General features: G+C 72.5%; 20 protein-coding genes. 7 read left to right on the top strand and 13 right to left on the bottom strand.

Annotated features, from left to right (window positions below; genetic code table 11):
• Positions 1 to 59: 59 nt before the first annotated feature.
• The 4 genes from ACFYYW_RS46185 to ACFYYW_RS46170 form a co-directional block, all read right to left on the bottom strand.
• Positions 60 to 902 (bottom strand): ABC transporter permease, encoded by an 843-nt coding sequence (locus ACFYYW_RS46185; RefSeq protein WP_387660237.1) that lies wholly within the window; start codon positions 900 to 902, stop codon positions 60 to 62.
• Complete coding sequence (locus ACFYYW_RS46180) at positions 899 to 1,900, bottom strand: ATP-binding cassette domain-containing protein (protein ID WP_352320587.1); 1,002 nt, start codon at positions 1,898 to 1,900, stop codon at positions 899 to 901. Before ACFYYW_RS46180 ends, ACFYYW_RS46185 begins: the two co-directional genes overlap by 4 nt.
• A gap of 11 nt (positions 1,901 to 1,911) precedes the next feature.
• Positions 1,912 to 2,511 (bottom strand): NADPH-dependent FMN reductase, encoded by a 600-nt coding sequence (locus tag ACFYYW_RS46175; RefSeq protein WP_387660234.1) that lies wholly within the window; start codon positions 2,509 to 2,511, stop codon positions 1,912 to 1,914.
• An 88-nt stretch (positions 2,512 to 2,599) separates the two neighbouring features.
• A complete protein-coding gene (locus ACFYYW_RS46170; RefSeq protein WP_387660231.1) occupies positions 2,600 to 3,283 on the bottom strand; it encodes a response regulator transcription factor in 684 nt (227 codons plus the stop codon).
• Between the two features lie 263 nt (positions 3,284 to 3,546).
• Between ACFYYW_RS46170 and ACFYYW_RS46165 the strand changes: the two genes are divergently transcribed.
• Positions 3,547 to 4,386 (top strand): NmrA family NAD(P)-binding protein, encoded by an 840-nt coding sequence (locus ACFYYW_RS46165; RefSeq protein ID WP_387660228.1) that lies wholly within the window; start codon positions 3,547 to 3,549, stop codon positions 4,384 to 4,386.
• 44 nt (positions 4,387 to 4,430) lie between these two features.
• Here the strand turns inward: ACFYYW_RS46165 and ACFYYW_RS46160 are convergent, their stop codons facing one another.
• Positions 4,431 to 4,997 (bottom strand): hypothetical protein, encoded by a 567-nt coding sequence (locus tag ACFYYW_RS46160; RefSeq protein ID WP_387660225.1) that lies wholly within the window; start codon positions 4,995 to 4,997, stop codon positions 4,431 to 4,433.
• A 71-nt stretch (positions 4,998 to 5,068) separates the two neighbouring features.
• Between ACFYYW_RS46160 and ACFYYW_RS46155 the strand changes: the two genes are divergently transcribed.
• Complete coding sequence (locus ACFYYW_RS46155; protein WP_387660222.1) at positions 5,069 to 5,941, top strand: patatin-like phospholipase family protein; 873 nt, start codon at positions 5,069 to 5,071, stop codon at positions 5,939 to 5,941.
• On the opposite strand, the gene ACFYYW_RS46150 is transcribed toward ACFYYW_RS46155, so the two are convergent.
• Positions 5,938 to 6,990, bottom strand: a complete 1,053-nt coding sequence (locus ACFYYW_RS46150; RefSeq protein WP_387660219.1) for an aldo/keto reductase — start codon at positions 6,988 to 6,990, stop codon at positions 5,938 to 5,940. The genes ACFYYW_RS46155 and ACFYYW_RS46150 overlap by 4 nt on opposite strands.
• A 104-nt stretch (positions 6,991 to 7,094) precedes the next feature.
• Here ACFYYW_RS46150 and ACFYYW_RS46145 point away from each other — a divergent pair, with 104 nt between their 5' ends.
• Positions 7,095 to 7,949 carry an FRG domain-containing protein gene (locus tag ACFYYW_RS46145; RefSeq protein WP_364392789.1) on the top strand — a complete coding sequence of 285 codons (855 nt, stop codon included), beginning with the start codon at positions 7,095 to 7,097 and terminating at the stop codon, positions 7,947 to 7,949.
• Between the two features lie 4 nt (positions 7,950 to 7,953).
• Here ACFYYW_RS46145 and ACFYYW_RS46140 read toward each other — a convergent pair whose 3' ends face one another.
• On the bottom strand, positions 7,954 to 8,313 hold the full coding sequence (locus tag ACFYYW_RS46140) for an arsenate reductase family protein (RefSeq protein ID WP_387660216.1): 360 nt from the start codon (positions 8,311 to 8,313) through the stop codon (positions 7,954 to 7,956).
• A gap of 38 nt (positions 8,314 to 8,351) precedes the next feature.
• Positions 8,352 to 9,089, bottom strand: a complete 738-nt coding sequence (locus ACFYYW_RS46135) for a TetR/AcrR family transcriptional regulator (RefSeq protein ID WP_352320572.1) — start codon at positions 9,087 to 9,089, stop codon at positions 8,352 to 8,354.
• A gap of 119 nt (positions 9,090 to 9,208) precedes the next feature.
• Here ACFYYW_RS46135 and ACFYYW_RS46130 point away from each other — a divergent pair, with 119 nt between their 5' ends.
• Positions 9,209 to 10,666 (top strand): MFS transporter, encoded by a 1,458-nt coding sequence (locus ACFYYW_RS46130; protein ID WP_387660212.1) that lies wholly within the window; start codon positions 9,209 to 9,211, stop codon positions 10,664 to 10,666.
• Here ACFYYW_RS46130 and ACFYYW_RS46125 read toward each other — a convergent pair.
• Complete coding sequence (locus tag ACFYYW_RS46125) at positions 10,650 to 10,784, bottom strand: pentapeptide repeat-containing protein (protein WP_387660209.1); 135 nt, start codon at positions 10,782 to 10,784, stop codon at positions 10,650 to 10,652. The two genes, ACFYYW_RS46130 and ACFYYW_RS46125, sit on opposite strands and share 17 nt — an antisense overlap.
• Between ACFYYW_RS46125 and ACFYYW_RS46120 the strand changes: the two genes are divergently transcribed.
• The 3 genes from ACFYYW_RS46120 (at position 10,783) to ACFYYW_RS46110 (ending at position 14,068) form a co-directional block, all read left to right on the top strand.
• Positions 10,783 to 11,964: a cytochrome P450 gene (locus tag ACFYYW_RS46120; RefSeq protein WP_387660206.1), complete on the top strand. Its 1,182-nt coding sequence runs from the start codon at positions 10,783 to 10,785 to the stop codon at positions 11,962 to 11,964. The two genes, ACFYYW_RS46125 and ACFYYW_RS46120, sit on opposite strands and share 2 nt — an antisense overlap.
• Before the next feature lie 69 nt (positions 11,965 to 12,033).
• On the top strand, positions 12,034 to 13,224 hold the full coding sequence (locus ACFYYW_RS46115; protein ID WP_387660203.1) for a 4-hydroxybenzoate 3-monooxygenase: 1,191 nt from the start codon (positions 12,034 to 12,036) through the stop codon (positions 13,222 to 13,224).
• A 40-nt stretch (positions 13,225 to 13,264) separates the two neighbouring features.
• Entirely contained in the window at positions 13,265 to 14,068 is an 804-nt protein-coding gene (locus ACFYYW_RS46110) for an MBL fold metallo-hydrolase (protein ID WP_387660200.1), read from the top strand.
• Here the strand turns inward: ACFYYW_RS46110 and ACFYYW_RS46105 are convergent, their stop codons facing one another.
• From ACFYYW_RS46105 to ACFYYW_RS46090, 4 genes are all read right to left on the bottom strand, one after another.
• Positions 14,069 to 14,965, bottom strand: coding sequence for a geranyl diphosphate 2-C-methyltransferase (locus ACFYYW_RS46105; RefSeq protein ID WP_387660197.1), 897 nt, complete (start codon positions 14,963 to 14,965; stop codon positions 14,069 to 14,071).
• A complete protein-coding gene (locus ACFYYW_RS46100; RefSeq protein ID WP_387660194.1) occupies positions 14,965 to 16,065 on the bottom strand; it encodes a family 2 encapsulin nanocompartment cargo protein terpene cyclase in 1,101 nt (366 codons plus the stop codon). The genes ACFYYW_RS46105 and ACFYYW_RS46100 overlap by 1 nt, the downstream gene beginning before the upstream one ends.
• 118 nt (positions 16,066 to 16,183) lie before the next feature.
• Positions 16,184 to 16,735 carry a hypothetical protein gene (locus ACFYYW_RS46095; RefSeq protein ID WP_387660191.1) on the bottom strand — a complete coding sequence of 184 codons (552 nt, stop codon included), beginning with the start codon at positions 16,733 to 16,735 and terminating at the stop codon, positions 16,184 to 16,186.
• Positions 16,728 to 17,252 (bottom strand): hypothetical protein, encoded by a 525-nt coding sequence (locus ACFYYW_RS46090; protein WP_352320558.1) that lies wholly within the window; start codon positions 17,250 to 17,252, stop codon positions 16,728 to 16,730. The genes ACFYYW_RS46095 and ACFYYW_RS46090 overlap by 8 nt, the downstream gene beginning before the upstream one ends.
• Positions 17,253 to 17,278: the final 26 nt, after the last annotated feature.

Below are 17,278 nucleotides of genomic sequence, written 5' to 3'. Positions count from 1 at the left end.
CACGGATCGGGCGCGAAGGCAGGGATGCCTGCTTCGCGCCCGATCCGTGCGGTGGTGGGCTACTTGCGGTTGTAGAGGCGCATGGTCAGGGTGCCGAAGACCGCGATGAGAAGGACGGACGCGATCAGCACCCAGGTCAGTTCACCCACGTCCGGGCTGCCCGCCATCAGGGAGCGGACGGCGGCCACCAGGCGGGTGATCGGGTTGACGTTGACGAAGATCTGCAGCCAGCCGGGCATCGTGGCCGGGTCGACGTACACGTTGCTGAGGAAGGTCAGCGGGAACAGGACGAGCATGCTCATGCCCATCACCGACTTCTCGCTCCGCATGAGCAGGCCGAACATCGTCCACACCCACGAGAAGGCGAAGGAGAAGCCGAGCAGCAGCACGATCCCGGCCAGCACGCCGGTGACGCCCCCCTGCGGACGGAACCCCAGGGCCAGGCCGACGGCGAGGATGACCGTCGAGGCCAGGGTGTAGCGCAGGACGTCGCCGAGCAGGTAGCCCACCATGGTCGAGGGACGCCAGATCGGCAGGGTGCGGAAGCGGTCGAACACCCCCTTCTCGATGTCCTTGTTGACCTCCACCCCCGTGTACATGGTGATCATCACGACGCTGCTGACCATGATCCCCGGCAGCAGGAACTGCAGGTAGTCGGTCGGGGAGCCGGCCAGGGCGCCGCCGAACAGGTACGTGAACATCAGCGTCATCATGAGCGGGAACGCCGTCACGTCGAAGAGCTGCTCGGGCACGTGCTTGATCTTCAGGATGGCCCGCCAGCCGAACGTGACCGACGCCGACCACGCGCTCGGCCGAGGCGGCTTCACCCCGGGGGCCAGGACGGTGCCGAGCACGTCGGCGGCGGGGGAGTAGGTCGTGGGGGTCTCGGTGGTGGCGGTCATGCTGCGGCCTCCTGCGCGGTCGCGGACTCGGCGGTCTCGGTGGCGGGGTGGTCGGTGAGGGCGAGGAAGACCTCGTCCAGGCTGGGCTGGCCGAGGGAGAAGTCGTCGACGACGATCCCGGCCTCGGCCAGGCGGCCGAGCGCGCGCGAGGCCTGCTCGGCGGCGGCGGCCTCGCGGCCGTGGCCGGTGATGCGGGCGGTGAGCGAGACGGGGTCGGCGTCCAGGTAGACGGGCGCGTCGAGGACCTGGGACAGCAGCCGTTCGGCTTCGGGACGGGTGGCGGGGTCGCGCAGCCGCACGTGGACCGAGCCCGCGCCGACGGACGACTTGAGCTCGCCCGGCGTGCCCTCGGCGATGACCCTGCCGTGGTCGATGACCGCGATGCGGCCGGCCAGGCGGTCGGCCTCCTCCAGATACTGGGTGGTGAGCAGCACGGTGGTGCCGTGGGCGACGACGATGCGGACGATGTCCCAGACCTGGTTGCGGCTGCGCGGGTCGAGGCCGGTCGTCGGCTCGTCGAGGAAGAGCAGGTCAGGCGTGTTGAGGATGCTGGCGGCGATGTCGATGCGCCGCCGCATGCCGCCCGAGTACGTCTTGACCTGCCGCCCCGCGGCCTCCGTCAGCCCGAACGCCTCCAGCAGCTGCGCCGCCCGCTCCCGGGCGGCCGGCTTGCGGTGGCCGAGCAGGCGGCCGAGCAGGATCAGGTTCTCGGCGCCGGTCATGTCCTCGTCGACGGAGGCGTACTGGCCGGTCAGGCTGACGCGCCCGCGTACGGCGTCGGCCTCGCGCACCACGTCGTGCCCGAACACGGTGGCCTCGCCGCCGTCCGGCCGCAGCAGGGTGGCCAGCATGCGGACGGCGGTGGTCTTGCCCGCGCCGTTGGGGCCGAGCACGCCGTAGACGGTGCCGGCCGGCACCTCCAGGTCGAGGCCGTCCACGGCGCGGTTGTCGCCGAAGACCTTGACCAGGCCGGAGGTCTGTATCGCCAGGTCTCGCATGGGTGTTCCTCTCATGAGCAGTACGGCTGGGCGCGCCGGGCGTCGCGCAACGCCCGGCCCCACCAGGTGAGCTGGTCGAGCATGGCCGCGACCGCACGCGCGCGGTCGTCGGTGTCGTACGGTTCGCCGCTTCCGGCCACGTCGTCGCCCAGCAGGTCGAGGCCGACCCAGTCGCGCATCGTCACGACGTGCAGGGCGGAGAAGACGGTACGGAGCTGCTCGACCGCGTACAGACCGGAAGATCCCGAGCCGTAGGCGACGAAGCCGGCCGGCTTGGCCTGCCATTCGTCGTAGGCGTAGTCGATGGCCTGCTTGAGCGAGGCCGGGAAGCTGCGGTTGTACTCGGGGGTGACGACGGCGAAGGCGTCGGCCTCGCCGACGGCCGCGGTGAAGCGGCGCATCGAGGCGGTGCTGCGCTCGGGGTAGCGGTCGGGGAAGGCGTAGTCGGCCAGGTCGAGCAGGCCGACCGCCAGGTCGGGGCGGTCGCGGGCGCGGCCGGCGAACCACTTCGCCACCGTCTCGCCCATCCGCCCGACGCGGGTGCTCGCGATGATCACCGCGAGCCGGAGCGGTGCGGCGCTCCCACCCGCGGTGTCGTCCCTGCCCGTCATCGTCCACCTCCCTCGGCCCGTTCCGGGCTCTCACCCAGGAGGCGCGAGACGGCCGCCAGACGTCCGCTAGACGGGATCTAGCGGGCCGTCAGGCGGCCGGTCTGAGCACGTAGCCGACGCCGCGCAGGGTGTGGATCATCGGACGGCGGTCCGCGTCGATCTTGCGGCGCAGGTAGGAGATGTACAGCTCGACGATGTTGCCCTGGCCGGCGAAGTCGTAGGCCCACACCCGGTCGAGGATGTGCGCCTTGCTGAGCGCGCGTCCCGCATGGCGCATGAGCAGCCGCAGCAGCTCGAACTCGGTCGGGGTGAGCCGGACCTCCTGGCCGGCCCGCCGCACCTCGCGGGTCTCCTGGTCCAGGGTGAGGTCGCCGACGGACAGGGCGTCGGCCGAGTGGCGCAGCAGGCCGTGCAGCCTGATCACGACCTCGTCCACGCCGAACGGCCGCATCACGTAGTCGTCGGCGCCCGCGCGCAGCCCGAGCGCCGGGCCGGGCAGGGCGTCCGGCGCGGTCAGGAAGAGGACCGGCACGCCGGGCAGCGCGGCCCGCAGCCGGGGCAGGACCCGGCCGCCGCCCCTGACGTCCAGGACGATCGCCCCCGGACGGAACCCGCGCGCGGTTCTGATCGCCTCGCCGCCGTCCAGGCTGCGCACGTCCCAGCGGCGCATCGCGCGGGAGAGGGACTCGCCGAGCGGGCCCTCGTCCACGACGAGGACGGCGTACGAGTCGCGCGCGGACCTGGGCGCGACGGTCGGACCGGTCGGGTGCATGCCGGAAACGATGCCGGTCGTGCATGAGGTTTGTCTGAGGACGGCTTGTGACGTGGATGAGGATCGGATGGGGACCCCGGGGCGGGTACGGGGACGCGCAGAAGGCCCGGGAAAACGGAAGGGCCCGGCCGCAGCCGAGCCCTTCCCATCCCTTGAAGCGCGATCACCGTTCCTGCCGCTACCCGGAATGTGCGGCTTATCACTTCACCGAGTCGGTTCTGTCACTAGACCTTGACTGCGGTTGAGGTTCTAGGCTGCCTTCCATGAGCGGAATTCTGGTGACCGGCGCGACCGGCAACGTGGGCAGGCATGTCGTCTCCTCCCTGGCGGAGGCCGGACACGAGGTGCGGGCGCTGGTGCGCGACCCGGCCCGGGCGGTGCTCCCGGAGGGCGTCGAGCCCGTACGCGGCGATCTGGCCGACTCCGGCAGCCTTGAGCCCGCCCTGCGCGGCGTCGACCGGGTGTACCTGATGTGGCCCGGCATCCCCGTGGATCCCCGGGTGGTGACCACGGTGGCCGGACGGGCCGAGCAGGTCGTGTACCTGTCGGCGGACGTGCCCGACCTGGCGGACGGCGAGCCCGCCACGATCTACCACCAGGAGATCGAACGGCTGATCCGGGCCTCAGGGATGCGGTGGACCTTCGTCCGGGCCATCGACTTCGCCACGAACACGCTGGCCTGGGCCGCCCAGATCCGGCGAGGAGTGGTCCGGCTCCCGTACGGCAAGGCCGCCAGATCGCTGATCCACGAGCGGGACATCGCGGACGTCGTCGCCCACGTGCTCACCACCCCCGGCCACGACGGCGCCAAGTACCTGATCACCGGCCCCGAGTCGATCACCCAGGAGGAGCTGGCGCGGACCGTAGGCGAGGAGATCGGCCGCGAGGTGCGCTGGGAGGACCTGCCGCCGGAGGTCGCCCGCGAGCAGCTGACGGCCGCCTGGGGGGATCCGGCGTTCGTCGAGGCCCGGCTCAGGGCGTGGGAGTCGTTCACGCACACGCCGGAACGCGTGACCGGCACGGTCCGGGAGCTGCTGGGCCGGCCCGCGCGCACGTTCCGCTCCTGGGCCCGCGACCACGCCCCCGACTTCCTCGCGGCCTGAAGCCCACGCCCACGCACCCGGCCTGGTCGCAGCCTGGAGCCCGCCTACGCGGTCAGGGTCACCGCCGCGACCGTCTCGCCCATGTCGTCGAGCAGGTCGGCCACCACCGGGCCGGCCTGCAGCCGCCAGGCGAGCGCCTGCAGGCCGTGTCCCGGCACCGGCACCTCCCGCCCGGCCAGCCTGACGGTCTCCACCTCGGCCGACAGCCGCAGCAGCCCGTAGGCCACCCATCGCTTCGGCCGGGGGAACCAGCGACCCGCGTTGGTGTCGAAACGCCCGTTCTCGTCGGTCAGCCCGTGCTCCTTGAGGACCGAGACGCTCTGGCGGTGGGCCAGCAGGTCGTCGCTGCGCGCGGCGGACATGCTGTCGCCGGAGCGAAGCGCCCAGCGTCCGCGGCGGAACGACAGCAGCCAGACGTCCACCCAGGACAGGCCGAAGCCGTCCAGGCGGGCGAAGGCGGTCGCCGCGATCCGGTCGCCGACGTACAGGGAGGCAGGGGTGAAGCGGAAGCGTCCGCTCAGGTTGCCGGGAAGGGGCCTCGGCAGCCCGTGATCGATGAGTCGCAGGCTCTCGACGGCGGGGTTGTACCCAAAATCATGAGTACGTTCCACAGCCTCACCATACACACGGACAGCCCGGATGAGACGCGCGCTTTGTTCCTGATGGGTGAATGATGAGGTTCATGGACCGAATCGAAGCTTCTGACCGTCGCCGGGCCCTCGTTCTCGGGGGCGGCGGCGTGGCCGGCATCGCCTGGGCGACCGGCGTGCTGGCCGGGCTGGCCGACGAGGGCGTGGACGTACGGGACGCCGACCTGATCGTGGGCACCTCGGCCGGCTCGGCGGTCGGCGCCCAGGCCCGCAGCCGGCTGACCGTCGAGGAGCTGTTCCAGCGGCAGGTCGATCCCGCGCTGCAGGCCAGGGAGATCCCCGCGGTGTTCGACGCGGCCTCCTTCGCGGTCGCCCTCCAGGGCATCCTGGCCGGCGCCCACGACCGGGACGAGCTGCACCGGCGCATCGGCGCCTGGGCGCTGGAGGCCCCCACGGTCGGCGAGCCGGAACGGCGTGCCGCGGTGGCCTCGCGCCTGCCCGAGACCGACTGGCCGCAGCGCCCGCTCGTGCTGGTCGCGCTCGACGCGGCGACCGGAGAGACCCGCCTGTTCGACCGGGCGTCCGGGGTGGACCTGGTGGACGCGGTGGCGGCCAGCTGCGCCGTGCCGGGGGTCTGGCCGCCGGTCACCATCGACGGCCGCCGCTACGTCGACGGCGGCGTGCGGTCCAGCGACAACGCCGACCTGGCCGCCGGCTTCGAACGGGTGCTGGTGGTCTCGCCCCAGCCGCCCGGCGCCCCCGCCTCCCCCTGGACGTCCCTCGAACAGGAGGTGGCCCTGCTGCGCAAGGAGGGCTCCGCGGTCGAGGTCGTCAGCCCGGACGAGGGGGCCGTCGCGGCCATGGGCGCCAACCCGCTCGACCCCGCCGTCCGGTCACCGGCGGCCCACGCCGGCCGCGAGCAGGGCCGGCGGGTGGCCGCCGTCGTCCACAGCCTGTGGACCTAGCCGGCCGCGGCGCGCTCGGCGAGCGGGCGGCGGCGCAAGGCCGGGTCGGTCAGTGACGCCGGACGCCACGCGCCGTCCGGCTGGTACATGTCACGGCCCGGCGGGACGATCTCGTCGATCCGGTCGAGCGCGGCGTCGTCGAGCGTGAGCGTGGCGCCCTTCAGCAGGTCGTCGAGCTGCGCCATCGTCCGCGGCCCGGTGATCACCGAGGTGACCGCCGGGTGGGCGGCGGCGAAGGCCACGGCGAGCTGGGGGAGCGTGCAGCCGAGGTCGTCGGCGAGCTCGACCAGCTTCTCGACGGCGTCGAGCTTGGCGGCGTTCTCCGGGATCGACGGGTCGAAGCGGTGGGGGGTCAGCGCGGCCCGGCCGGTGGTCAGGTCGATGTCGCCGTTCTTGCGGTAACGGCCGCTCAGGAAGCCCGACGCGAGCGGGCTCCAGGTCAGGACGCCCATGCCGTACCGGCGGCAGACGGGCAGCAGGTCCTTCTCGATGCCGCGGGCGAACAGCGAGTACGGCGGCTGCTCCGTCCTGAACCGGTGCAGCGCCCGCCGCTCCGACACCTGGTGGGCCTCGACGATCTCCGCCGCCGGGAACGTCGAGCAGCCGAACGCGCGGATCTTGCCCTGCCGCACGAGGTCGGTCAGCGCCGACAACGTCTCCTCGATGTCGGTCGTGTGGTCGGGCCGGTGGATCTGGTAGAGGTCGATCCAGTCGGTGCCGAGCCGCCGGAGGCTCTGCTCGACCTCCTTCATGATCCACAGGCGCGAGTTCCCGGACCTGTTCGGCCCCTCGCCCATCCGGAAGTGCACCTTGGTGGCCAGCACGACGTCGTCGCGACGGCCCTTCAGCGCCTTGCCGACGATCTCCTCGGACTCGCCCGCGGAGTACATGTCCGCCGTGTCCACGAAGTTGACGCCCTGGTCGAGCGCGGCGTGGATGATGCGGGCGCAGTCGTCGTGGTCGGGGTTGCCGACGGCGCCGAACATCATCGCCCCAAGGCAGTGGACGCTGACCTCGATGCCGGTGCCGCCGAGTACGCGGTAGCGCATTGTCATAGTCTGCGACTTTAGGACCTGGAGTCCACTCCACTTCAAGGGCTCGCGGCCCTGCAGGCGGCAGGTGTGACAGGAGCGTCCAGGGGCACCGGAGGCGGATGGGGATGGTGACGGTGTCGTCCTGGCGCGAGCTGGACGACGCGATCAGCGCGGCCGGCCACACCGAGGGCCCGGCCCAGGCGCACTCGACGCTGGTCTTCCGCGGCCTGGCGAAGAGCACGTACTCGCACGTGCACAGCCTGGCGCGGCTGGCGGGCGACTACGCCACCCTAGAAACCCACTTGATACGAAATTTTAGGAAATACGCGCATAGAGCGGCCCCTGGCCCTTCCGTCTGGGACTGGCTGGCCCTCGGCCAGCACCACGGCCTGCCCACCCGCCTCCTGGACTGGACGTTCTCCCCGCTGGTCGCGCTGCACTTCGCCACGGCGTCCTGGCCCGGCGACGACGCCGTGCTGCTGGCCGTCGACTGCGCGGGCGCGCACCGCCTGCTGCCCGAGCCGCTGCGCGAGGTGCTCGACGGCGAGGGCGCGCTGCTGTTCAGCACCGAGATGCTCGCCGAACGCGCCGCCGGCCTGGCCGGCTTCGACGCGCTCGGCCGCGATCGCCCGTTCGTCGCCTTCTTCGAGCCGCCGTCGCTGGACGAGCGCATGGTCAACCAGTCGTCGGTGCTCTCGGCGATGTCGGGGGCGACGTACCAGCTCGACGACTGGCTGGCCGAGCATCCCGGGCTGTGGCGGGGCTGGTCGATCCCGGCCGGGGTCAAGGTCGAGATCCGGCGGCGGCTCGACCAGGCCGGGATCACCGAGCGGGTGCTGCTGCCCGGCCTCGACGGGCTGGCCGAGTGGCTGCGCCGCTACTACTCCCCGGGCAGCGTCGACGTGCCGGCCGGCGGCTCCAGCATGTCCGGGCCCGAGCGCCTCGGCCAGCAGGAGGGCCGGATGAACGACTGACCGCTCATCCGGGCAGCGTGCCGCGCACGGCGTCCTCGGTGCGGCCGATCACGGCGCGCCCGTCGTCGGCGGTGATGATCGGCCGCTGGATCAGGATCGGGTGCGCGGACAGCGCGGCGATCCAGCGCTCGCGGGCGTCCGGGTCGCGCGGCCAGGCGTCGAGGCCCAGCTCGGCCGCGACCGGCTCGCCCGTACGGGTGATGTCCCACGGCTCCAGCCCGAGCCGGGCCAGGACGGCGCGCAGCTCGTCCGGCGACGGCGGGTCCTCCAGGTAGCGGCGGACCTTGTAGCCGGCCGATTCGGCGTCGAGGATCGACAGGGCCGAACGGCACTTGGAGCAGTCGGGGTTGATCCAGATTTCCATGACGCCGAGGCTCTCACGCCCGGGGCGCCCGGCGCGGGTCAGCCGGCCGATGCGTCGAGCCGGGCCTGCAGGCCGTCGAGCACCCGGTCGAGGCCGTAGCGGAAGTCCTCCTCCCGGACGCGCTCGGGGTCGTCGAACCCCTTGGCCGCGTACTCCGCCCGCATCCACGGGTGGTCCTCGAACGCCTGCTCGGTGGTCGGCCGCACGGCGTCGATCCACTCCTGCTCGGTGCGGCCGCTGCGGGCCAGCGTCGACAGGTAGGCCGCCTCGGCGATGGTCACGCCGATCACGTACGCCAGCACGGTGTTGACCGCCCGGTCGGCCTCGCCGGGGACGAACCCGGCCGAGTGCGCCAGCGCCAGCAGGTCCTCCGAGCGCCGCATCACGTTGGGCCCCAGGCTGGTGAGCCCGACCTGGCCGAGCACGGCCGCCATCCACGGGTGGCGCAGGATCACCGCGCGCAGGCTGTGGGCGGCCACGGCGAGCCCGTCGCGCCAGCCCCCTGCCTCCTCCAGGGACGGCACGCGCAGTTCGCCGTAGACCTCGTCGACGACCAGCTCGATCAGCTCGTCCTTGTTGGCGACGTGGCGGTAGAGGGAGGTCGCGCCCGCGTCGAGCCGGGTGCCGAGGCTGCGCATGCTCAGCGCCTCCAGCCCCTCCTCGTCGAGCAGCTGGACGGCCTCGGACACGATCCGGTCGAGGCTGAGCGCGGGCCGCTCCCGCTGCCGGCGCTGACGGACCCAGACCGAGGGGACGGGCGGCTGCGATGCTGGCATGACCCGAGCCTAGCGCACACTGTACGCATCAGCGAACACCCGATTGCGTACATCGCTTTCTTGTGCGTACAGTGTGCGCATTCCGAGAGCGACGTACGCAAGTCGAAGGGGAGAAACCCATGAACCGCCGCTGGTGGATCCTGGTGGTGTTGTGCCTCAGCACATTGGTGCTGGTCGTGGACAACATGGTGCTGACGGTGGCGGTCCCGCCCCTCGCGGCCGACCTGGGCGCCGACGCCCAGGACCTGCAATGGATCCTCGACTCCTACATCCTGGTGTTCGCCGGCCTGCTGCTGACCGCCGGCAGCCTGTCCGACCGCTACGGCCGGCGCCGGGTGATGATCATCGGCCTGGCGCTCTTCGGCGGCGCGTCCCTGCTGGCCGCCTACGCCGCCGATCCGGCGCAGCTCGTGGCGGCCCGCGCCGCGATGGGCGTCGGCGGCGCGCTGATCATGCCGAGCACGCTGTCGATCCTGATCACCGTGTTCGACGAGGCCGAGCGCCGCAAGGCGATGGCCGCCTGGAGCGCGGTGGCGATGATCGGCATGATCGGCGGCCCGGTCCTGGGCGGCGCGCTGATCGCCTGGTTCTGGTGGGGCGCGGTGTTCCTGATCAACGTGCCGGTCGCGCTGCTCGCCATCGTCGCCTCCCTGCTGCTCATGCCCGAGTCGAAGGGCCCCTGGACCAAGCCCGACCCGCTGGGCGTGATCCTGTCGGCGACCGGCATGTCCGCCCTGGTGTGGACGATCATCGAGCTGCCGCACGGCGTGTCCTGGCCGGCCCTGGCCCTCACCGTGCTCTCCCTGGCCGGCTTCGTGATCTGGGAGCTGCGCACGCCGCACCCGATGGTCCCGCTCGCCCTGTTCCGCGACCGCACGTTCAGCGGCGGCAGCTTCTCCCTGACCCTCGTCCAGATCGGCAACGGCGGGCTGCTGCTCGTGCTCACCCAGTACCTGCAGTACGTGCTCGGCTACACGCCCACCGAGGCGGGGCTGGCGTTCCTGCCGATGGCGGTCGCCTCGCTGCTCTTCAACGGCCTGGGCGCGAGCCTCGGCGCCCGGCTCGGCAACCGTCCCATGATCGTCAGCGGGCTGCTCGTCTGCGCCGCCGGGTTCGGCCTGCTCGCCGCCGTCTCCTCCGGCAGCGGCTTCCTCCTTGCCGGCACGGCCCTGTTCGTGATGGGCGCCGGCGGCGGTCTGGCGATGCCCGCGGCCATCGCCGCGCTGATGGGCACCATCCCGCCCGAGCACGCCGGCGTCGGCTCTGCGCTGAACGACACCATCCAGCAGGCGGGCGCGGCGCTCGGCGTGGCCGTCCTCGGCAGCGTCCTGGCCGGGGCCTACACCCGGGGGATGCCGGCGAGCGCGCCCGAGGCGGCCCGGCGCTCGATCGGCGACGCGCTCGCCCTCGGCGACGCCGGTCTCGCCCAGGTGGCCCGCGAGGCGTTCACCTCGGCCATGTCGGCCGCCTTCGGGATCAGCGCGGCCGGGGTGGTCGCGGCCGCCGTCCTGGCGCTGGTCGTGATGCGCGGCGAACGCAAGCCGGCCCAGGAACCGTCCCTCACCGCGACCCACTGAGACGCGACCCACTGAGACGCGACCCACTGAGACGCGACCCACTGAGACGCGACCCACTGAGACGCGACCCACCGAAACGCGACCCACTGAAACGCGACCCACTGAAAGGGACCCTCATGAACGACGCCCCCGTCACGCTTCCCGTCACCCGTCCCGCGGGCTGCCCCTTCGACCCGCCCGCGGGCCTGGCGGAGCTGCGCGAGCAGGCGCCCGTCACCCCGCTGGCCTTCCCCGACGGGCACCGCGGCTGGCTGGTGACCGGCCACGCCGAGGTCAGGGCGGTGCTGGCGGACCGGCGGTTCAGCTCGCGCTACGAGTCCCTGCACCACCCGACCGCCGCGATCGGCCCGCTGCCGGCCGCCCCGCCCGGCGACCTCACCGGCCTCGACGCGCCCGAGCACACCCGCTACCGCAGGCTGCTCACCGGCAGGTTCACCGTCCGCCGGATGAACCTGCTGACCGAACGCGTGCGGCAGATCACCGCCGACCACCTGGACGCCATGGAACGCCTGGGCCCGCCCGCCGACCTGGTACGCGTCTTCGCCCAGCCCATCCCCGCGCTGGTGATCTGCGAGCTGCTGGGCGTCCCGTACGCCGACCGCGACGCCTTCCAGCACCACGCCGCCGCGCTGACCGGCGTGGACACCGACGAGCAGGAGCAGCTCGCCGCCTACGGCGAACTCCAGCGGTACGTGGACGGCCTGGTCCAGGCCAAGCGCGCCCGGCCCACCGACGACCTGCTCGGCGACCTGACCGCCACCGACCTCACCGACGAGGAGCTGGCCGGCGTCGGCACCTTCCTGCTCGCCGCCGGGCTCGACACGACCGCGAACATGCTGGCGCTCGGCACGTACGCGCTGCTCAGCGACCCCGCCCAGCTCGACGTGCTGCGGGCGGAGCCGGAGCGGGCGGCCCAGGCCGTGGAGGAGCTGCTGCGCCACCTCACCATCGCCCACACCGGCGTACGGGCCGCGCTGGAGGACGTCGAGCTGGCCGGCCGGCTGATCCGGGCGGGCGAGTCGGTCGTCGTGTCACTCGCGGCCGCCAACCGCGACCCCCGCAGGTACGCCGACCCCGACCGCCTGGACCTGCGCCGCGACGCGACCGGCCACCTGTCCTTCGGCCACGGCATCCATCAATGTCTCGGCCAGCAGCTGGCCCGGGTGGAGCTGCGCACGGCCCTTCCCGCGCTCGTCACCCGCTTCCCCGGCCTGCGCCTGGCCGTCGCGCCCGAGGAGGTGCAGGTGCGCGCCGGAACCGACATCCACGGGGTGCTCGGTCTCCCGGTGCGGTGGTGACCGCACGGACTATCATCGTGATCATCCTGGCCGGGTACCACTGCGCGTCACCGAGGCGAAAGGACCGCCATGTCCGGGGAGACCAGCAGGCGAGAGCAGACCGAGGTCGTCGTCATCGGAGCCGGTCCGGCCGGGCTGACCCTGGCGAGCCTGCTCGGCCAGGCCGGCGTCGAGTGCGTGGTGCTCGAACGGCAGAGCCGCCCCTACGTCGAGCACCGCCAGCGCGCGGGCATCCTCGACCACCACGGCGCCCGCGTCTTCGAGGAGTGGGGCCTGGCCGACACCGTCCTGGCGGGCATGCCGCAGGAGACCAGGTTCGAGTTCCGCGTCGACGGCGAGCGGCGCTTCCTCGACGTCCCGGCGATCACCGAGGGCCGGACGGGCCGGCTCGTGCCGCAGCAGGTGCTCGTCGGCAGGCTGCTGGCGCGGCTTCTGGAAACCGGCGGCGACCTGCGATTCGAGGCGGCCGAGGTGACCCCGCGCGGCGTCGGGGGGCCCGCGCCGACGGTCACCTACCGCGACGCCGACGGCGTCACGCACGAGATCGCCTGCTCCTACGTCGCCGGCTGCGACGGCCACCACGGCGTCAGCCGGGCCTGCGTGCCCGCGCACGCCCTCACCACCTACTCCCACGACTACGGCATCGGCTGGCTGACGGTGCTCGCCGACGTCCCGCCGCCGAGCTACCCGCTCATGGCGATCACGGCCCACGGGTTCGCCGCCCACTTCCCGCGCGGACCCCGGGCCAGCCGCTTCTACCTCCAGTGCACCCCCGACGCCACCGCCGCCGACTGGCCCGACGAGCGGATCTGGGCCCAGTTGCGGCTGCGCCTGGCCGACGACGGCCTGCCGGACGGCCCGATCGGGGAGAAGGCGTTCGTCGAGATGCGCAGCCACGTCGTCGACCCGATGCGCCACGGCCGGCTCTTCCTGGTCGGCGACGCGGCCCACATCATCACGCCCATGGGCGGCAAGGGCATGAACCTGGCGGTCGCCGACGCCGACGTGCTGGCCCGCGCGTTGCGCGCCGCCCTGCGCGAGGGCGACGAGGAGCCGCTGGCCGCCTACTCCGCCACCTGCCTGGAACGGGTCTGGCAGCACCAGGAGTTCTCCCGCTGGATGACGGAGATGACCCACGAGGCCGGCGACGAGACGCTGGCCGGGCCGTTCCGCCGCCGGCTGGCCAGGGCGCGGCTCGACCGGCTGTTCACCTCGGGCCCGGCGGCCCGCGCCTTCGGCGACATGATGGCCGGCGGCTGAAGTTGACTTGAACCGCGGTTCAAGTACGACGATCGTCCCCATGAGGATTCATCACCTGAACTGCGGATCCGTACGGACGATCGAAGCCACCTACGACGGCCCGCCCGCCACCCCGGCCGTGAACCACTGCCTGCTGGTGGAGACCCCGGCCGACGGGCTCGTGCTGGTCGAGACCGGGCTCGGGCTCGGCGACGTGCGCGACCCGGCCGGCACGCTGGGCGCCGACTGGGTGGCCATGGCCGAGCCCGCGCTGCTGGAGGAGGAGACCGCCGTCCGCCAAGTCGTCCGGCTCGGCTACCGCCCGGACGACGTGCGCCACGTCATCGTGACCCACCTGGACGTCGACCACTGCGGCGGGCTGCCGGACTTCCCCGGCGCGCGGGTGCACCTGCTGGCCGCCGAGCTGGAGGCGGCGCTGGCCGAAGCGCCGAGCTACCGCTACCGCCCGGCCCACTGGGCGCACGGCCCCGACTGGGTCACCTACACCCCGGAGGCGAACGACGACTGGTTCGGCTTCGCCTCGATCAAGCCCGACGGCCTGCCCGAGGACATCAGGCTGGTCCCCCTCGGCGGGCACACCGCCGGGCACACCGGCGTCGCCGTCCGCGAGGGGGACCGCTGGCTGCTGCACTGCGGCGACGCCTACTACTACCACCGCGAGCTGCAGCTGGACCCGCATCCGCACCCGCTCATGGACGTCGTGCAGACCCGCTCGGAGGTCCATCACGACCTGCGGCTCGGCACCCAGGCCCGGCTGCGGGAGCTGGTGCGGGACCACGGCGACCAGGTGAGCGTCTTCTCGGCCCACGACCCGTGGGAGCTGGCCGCCGCGGTGGCCGGTTGATCAGACGCGGTCGGCCGCGATGAGCAGGTACTGGAAGCTGCCGTTCTTGTAGGCGTCGAGGAAGGACTGCTCGATGCCCGTGGCCAGATGGGTGCGGGCGCGCAGCTCCCAGTACGGGATCGTGGCCGCCGTCAGGTCGACGACGCTGACCGGGACCAGCCGGTTGGCCGCCATCTGCTCGAAGTACGTGCTGCGGGGGTGGATGTCGCAGATGTAGTGGGCGTTGATCTGGCTGACCGCCCGGGACGGCAGGCCGTAGGCGTCGTTGTAGCAGCCGGTGACGCAGACGTACCGGCCGCCCCGGCGCAGCAGCCGGGCGTGCTCGGCGAACAGCAGGGACAGCTCGACGTACATGGTGCTCTCGTTGTTCCAGCTGGCCTGGAACGATCCAGTCTCGAAGCCGGTCTCCAGCATGTTGCGGAAGTGGAAGCGCACCTTGTCGTCGACGCCGCGCTTCTTGGCCTGGTCGTTGGCGAAGGCGACCTGCGACTCGGAGATGGACACGCCGTCGACCTCGCAGCCGTACCGCATGTTGACCAGGAGGCTGCTGCCGCCGCGGCCGGAGCCGGCGTCGAGCGCCCGGTGGTGGGGTTCGAGCGGGCCGAGATGGCTGATCAGCAGGTCGGCCTGGGCGGTCTCCAGGCGGTGGAGCTCCTTGACGATGCGGTCCTCGCGGGTGTCCTCGGGGCCGTCGAGTACCGTCCAGTTCACCTCGCCGATGCCGTAGTGGTGGTGGTACAGGCCGTCGACGTCGCCCAGGCGCAGGTTGACCGGGTTCTTCTCGGCGTTCCAGTAGCTGGCGACGGAGTGCTGGTAGTGGCTCGTGAGGACGGGGGACTGGGTGTTGACGGTCACCTGGGAAGAGCTCCTTTCCGGCCGGGGGCGGCCGGTCGTCATCAGTGGTAGCGGCTGCTGCTGCCGTGCCATTCGAGGCAACCGGCCATCCAGCCCTGGGCGCCGCGCAGGAATCGCTGCAGTTCCACGGACGGAACGGCGGCGAGCTCGCGCTGGCTGGTCTCGAAGCCTTTGACGAAGTCGTTGTGCAGCGCGACGGCGCGTTCGGTGGCCTCGCGCGCGGAGCACTTCTCCTCGCCCGCGATGAGCAGGACGACGTTGGAGTCGGGCAGCTCGTCGGCCGCCTCCCGCGCGACGGAGTGGAGGTCGTTGACGATGACGCTGGCCGTGCCGGCCTGCATGAGCGCGGTGTGGAAGCGCCGGTCGTAGAACAGGTTGGCGGGCAGCTCGTAGGCGGCGACGACGTCGATGAGGGTCATGGAGGTGTAGAAGCTGTCGTGCTGCCGGGCCGCGAGGTAGCGCCAGACGGGCGGCGGGGTCTCCAGGTAGCGCCAGGCGGCGTAGGCGGTCCAGCTCACGTACATCTGGAAGGTGGTGTTGCAGGCCCGCATGACCTGCGACGGGGTGCCGTGGCGGGACAGGTGGCCGGTGGCCGAGCGCAGGGAGACCAGCACGGGGTCGGCCTCGATCGCCGCTTCGAGCTGCTCGGTGTACACGCCCGCGGGCGGGGGCGGGTCCATGGCCGACATGACGAGCGCGAGGCGCGGCGGCAGCTCGGTAGGGCTCGCGCCGAGGTCGGTCTCGTCGGCGTAGTAGTCGTCGGCCGCCCACCAGGCGGTGTTCATCTGCGCCGCGATCAGCAGCAGGTCGGGGTCGTCGCTGTCGGGGTGGGCGAGCATCGCCAGCCGGCCGAACCCGGTGGCGGCGAACTCGTCCATCCGCCCGGCGTGCAGGCCCACCTGCTCGGCCCACGCCACGAGCCGCCGGTCGACCTCCGCGCCGAGCGCCGGGTCGTCGCGGACCGTCTCGGGGCAGTAGAGCGGGGGGTAGGAGCCGTCGCCCCACTCCCGCTCGACATAAGGGATCGGGGCCGGGAGCTGCCTGGGGGCGGGGGGTGGAGCGGGGATCGGAAGGTGGAGCGCGGAGGTTCCGAGGCCGGTGGGGCCGGTCGGGAGCCGCGGGACCGCGGCGTACTGGGGCATGGCGCGCCTCTTCCCTGAGGAGGAGCAGGACATTACCGAAAGTAGTTATTCAGCTACTAAAAGTAGAGTAGCCAATCGGTAATGAGAGCCTTACCCTCAGGTGGGCGCACTCTGCCGGTCAGGGCCTTGTGTGCAGGCTTTCGAAGTCGTCGAGGTTCTTGCGGTAGAAGGCCAGGTCGTCCTCCAGCTTCGCCCGGGTCAGGCGCTGCGGCTCGGTCTCGCGCACGGTCCTGCCCAGGTCGCTCCAGAAGGCGTCGGGCGGCAGCTCGGCGGCCTGCGGCGGGAAGAACTTCAGCGCCTCGGCCACCGCGTCGGCGGCGAAGCGCCAGCCGGTCGCCACGGCGTCGTACCGCTCGGGGGAGGCCGGGCCGGCGGCGTAGAACAGGCCCTCCTCCAGGGCCCGGCTCGCGTACGTGGTGGCGATCAGCACCCACTGGCCGGGGTCGAGCAGCTCCGACAGGCCGGTGCCGAACGTCGCGCCGGTCTCCCTGGCCGCGCGCTCGGCCTCGACGGGGACCTCGACCTCCACGTCGCCCAGCCGCACCCGCAGGCTCCCGGCGTCCTGGTCGACGGTGGCGCCGCGCGAGGCGCCCGGCGTGCCCGAGTGGGCCACCAGGTCGATGTAGACGTACGCCTCGACGAGCGAGCGGCCCAGACCCTGCTCAGGCATACTCACCCGCCAGCGCCTGGTAGGTGTCGCGGACGACGAGCAGCCGGTCGAGCTGGAACCTGCCGGGCTCGGCCGCGCGCACCTCCTGCCCGCGTTCGGACCAGAACCCGTCGTCGGGCACCGCGTCCGCGCCCGCCGGCACGAACTTGACGACCTCCTCCACCGCCGCGGCGGCGATCCTCAGCGTGCGCAGGGCCTCGGCCCGGTCGGCCACCGGCACGTCGCTCGCCGTCAGGTCGGCCACCCACAACCACTCGCCCGCGTCGAGCAGCTCCGACGGCTCAGGGCCGCCGAACGTCGGGAACCCGGCGGGCATCACCGGACGCTCCGGCAGCCCGAACACGAACTCGCGCGGCGTGCCGCACTCCTCGCACGGGCCGAAGTACCGGTTGACCAGCTCGCCCTCGACGTCGACCAGCCCGTTGCGCCAGGTCGTGTCGGTGGACCCGCAGGCGCAGGGGTTGAGGTCGAGGTACAGATGCGCCTCGTCCCTCGTCCGCGCCACCGCGAAAGCCATAGCCGTCCTCTCCTCGGGGTTCCCAT

The sequence above is a fragment of the Nonomuraea sp. NPDC001831 genome, from assembly GCF_042892035.1.
Taxonomy (GTDB): Bacteria; Actinomycetota; Actinomycetes; order Streptosporangiales; family Streptosporangiaceae; genus Nonomuraea.
This window is presented reverse-complemented; position numbering and strand designations above follow the sequence as displayed.

Coding starts and splice junctions, on each gene's coding strand:
- ACFYYW_RS46155 (WP_387660222.1), top strand. CDS start 5,069: ATGGACCGAATCGAAGCTTCTGACCGTCGCCGGGCCCTCGTTCTCGGG.
- ACFYYW_RS46110 (WP_387660200.1), top strand. CDS start 13,265: ATGAGGATTCATCACCTGAACTGCGGATCCGTACGGACGATCGAAGCC.
- ACFYYW_RS46185 (WP_387660237.1), bottom strand. CDS start 902: ATGACCGCCACCACCGAGACCCCCACGACCTACTCCCCCGCCGCCGAC.
- ACFYYW_RS46175 (WP_387660234.1), bottom strand. CDS start 2,511: ATGACGGGCAGGGACGACACCGCGGGTGGGAGCGCCGCACCGCTCCGG.
- ACFYYW_RS46105 (WP_387660197.1), bottom strand. CDS start 14,965: ATGACGACCGGCCGCCCCCGGCCGGAAAGGAGCTCTTCCCAGGTGACC.
- ACFYYW_RS46090 (WP_352320558.1), bottom strand. CDS start 17,252: ATGGCTTTCGCGGTGGCGCGGACGAGGGACGAGGCGCATCTGTACCTC.
- ACFYYW_RS46135 (WP_352320572.1), bottom strand. CDS start 9,089: ATGCCAGCATCGCAGCCGCCCGTCCCCTCGGTCTGGGTCCGTCAGCGC.
- ACFYYW_RS46170 (WP_387660231.1), bottom strand. CDS start 3,283: ATGCACCCGACCGGTCCGACCGTCGCGCCCAGGTCCGCGCGCGACTCG.
- ACFYYW_RS46150 (WP_387660219.1), bottom strand. CDS start 6,990: ATGCGCTACCGCGTACTCGGCGGCACCGGCATCGAGGTCAGCGTCCAC.
- ACFYYW_RS46115 (WP_387660203.1), top strand. CDS start 12,034: ATGTCCGGGGAGACCAGCAGGCGAGAGCAGACCGAGGTCGTCGTCATC.
- ACFYYW_RS46145 (WP_364392789.1), top strand. CDS start 7,095: ATGGGGATGGTGACGGTGTCGTCCTGGCGCGAGCTGGACGACGCGATC.
- ACFYYW_RS46125 (WP_387660209.1), bottom strand. CDS start 10,784: ATGAGGGTCCCTTTCAGTGGGTCGCGTTTCAGTGGGTCGCGTTTCGGT.
- ACFYYW_RS46165 (WP_387660228.1), top strand. CDS start 3,547: ATGAGCGGAATTCTGGTGACCGGCGCGACCGGCAACGTGGGCAGGCAT.
- ACFYYW_RS46100 (WP_387660194.1), bottom strand. CDS start 16,065: ATGCCCCAGTACGCCGCGGTCCCGCGGCTCCCGACCGGCCCCACCGGC.
- ACFYYW_RS46130 (WP_387660212.1), top strand. CDS start 9,209: ATGAACCGCCGCTGGTGGATCCTGGTGGTGTTGTGCCTCAGCACATTG.
- ACFYYW_RS46140 (WP_387660216.1), bottom strand. CDS start 8,313: ATGGAAATCTGGATCAACCCCGACTGCTCCAAGTGCCGTTCGGCCCTG.
- ACFYYW_RS46095 (WP_387660191.1), bottom strand. CDS start 16,735: ATGCCTGAGCAGGGTCTGGGCCGCTCGCTCGTCGAGGCGTACGTCTAC.
- ACFYYW_RS46120 (WP_387660206.1), top strand. CDS start 10,783: ATGAACGACGCCCCCGTCACGCTTCCCGTCACCCGTCCCGCGGGCTGC.
- ACFYYW_RS46180 (WP_352320587.1), bottom strand. CDS start 1,900: ATGCGAGACCTGGCGATACAGACCTCCGGCCTGGTCAAGGTCTTCGGC.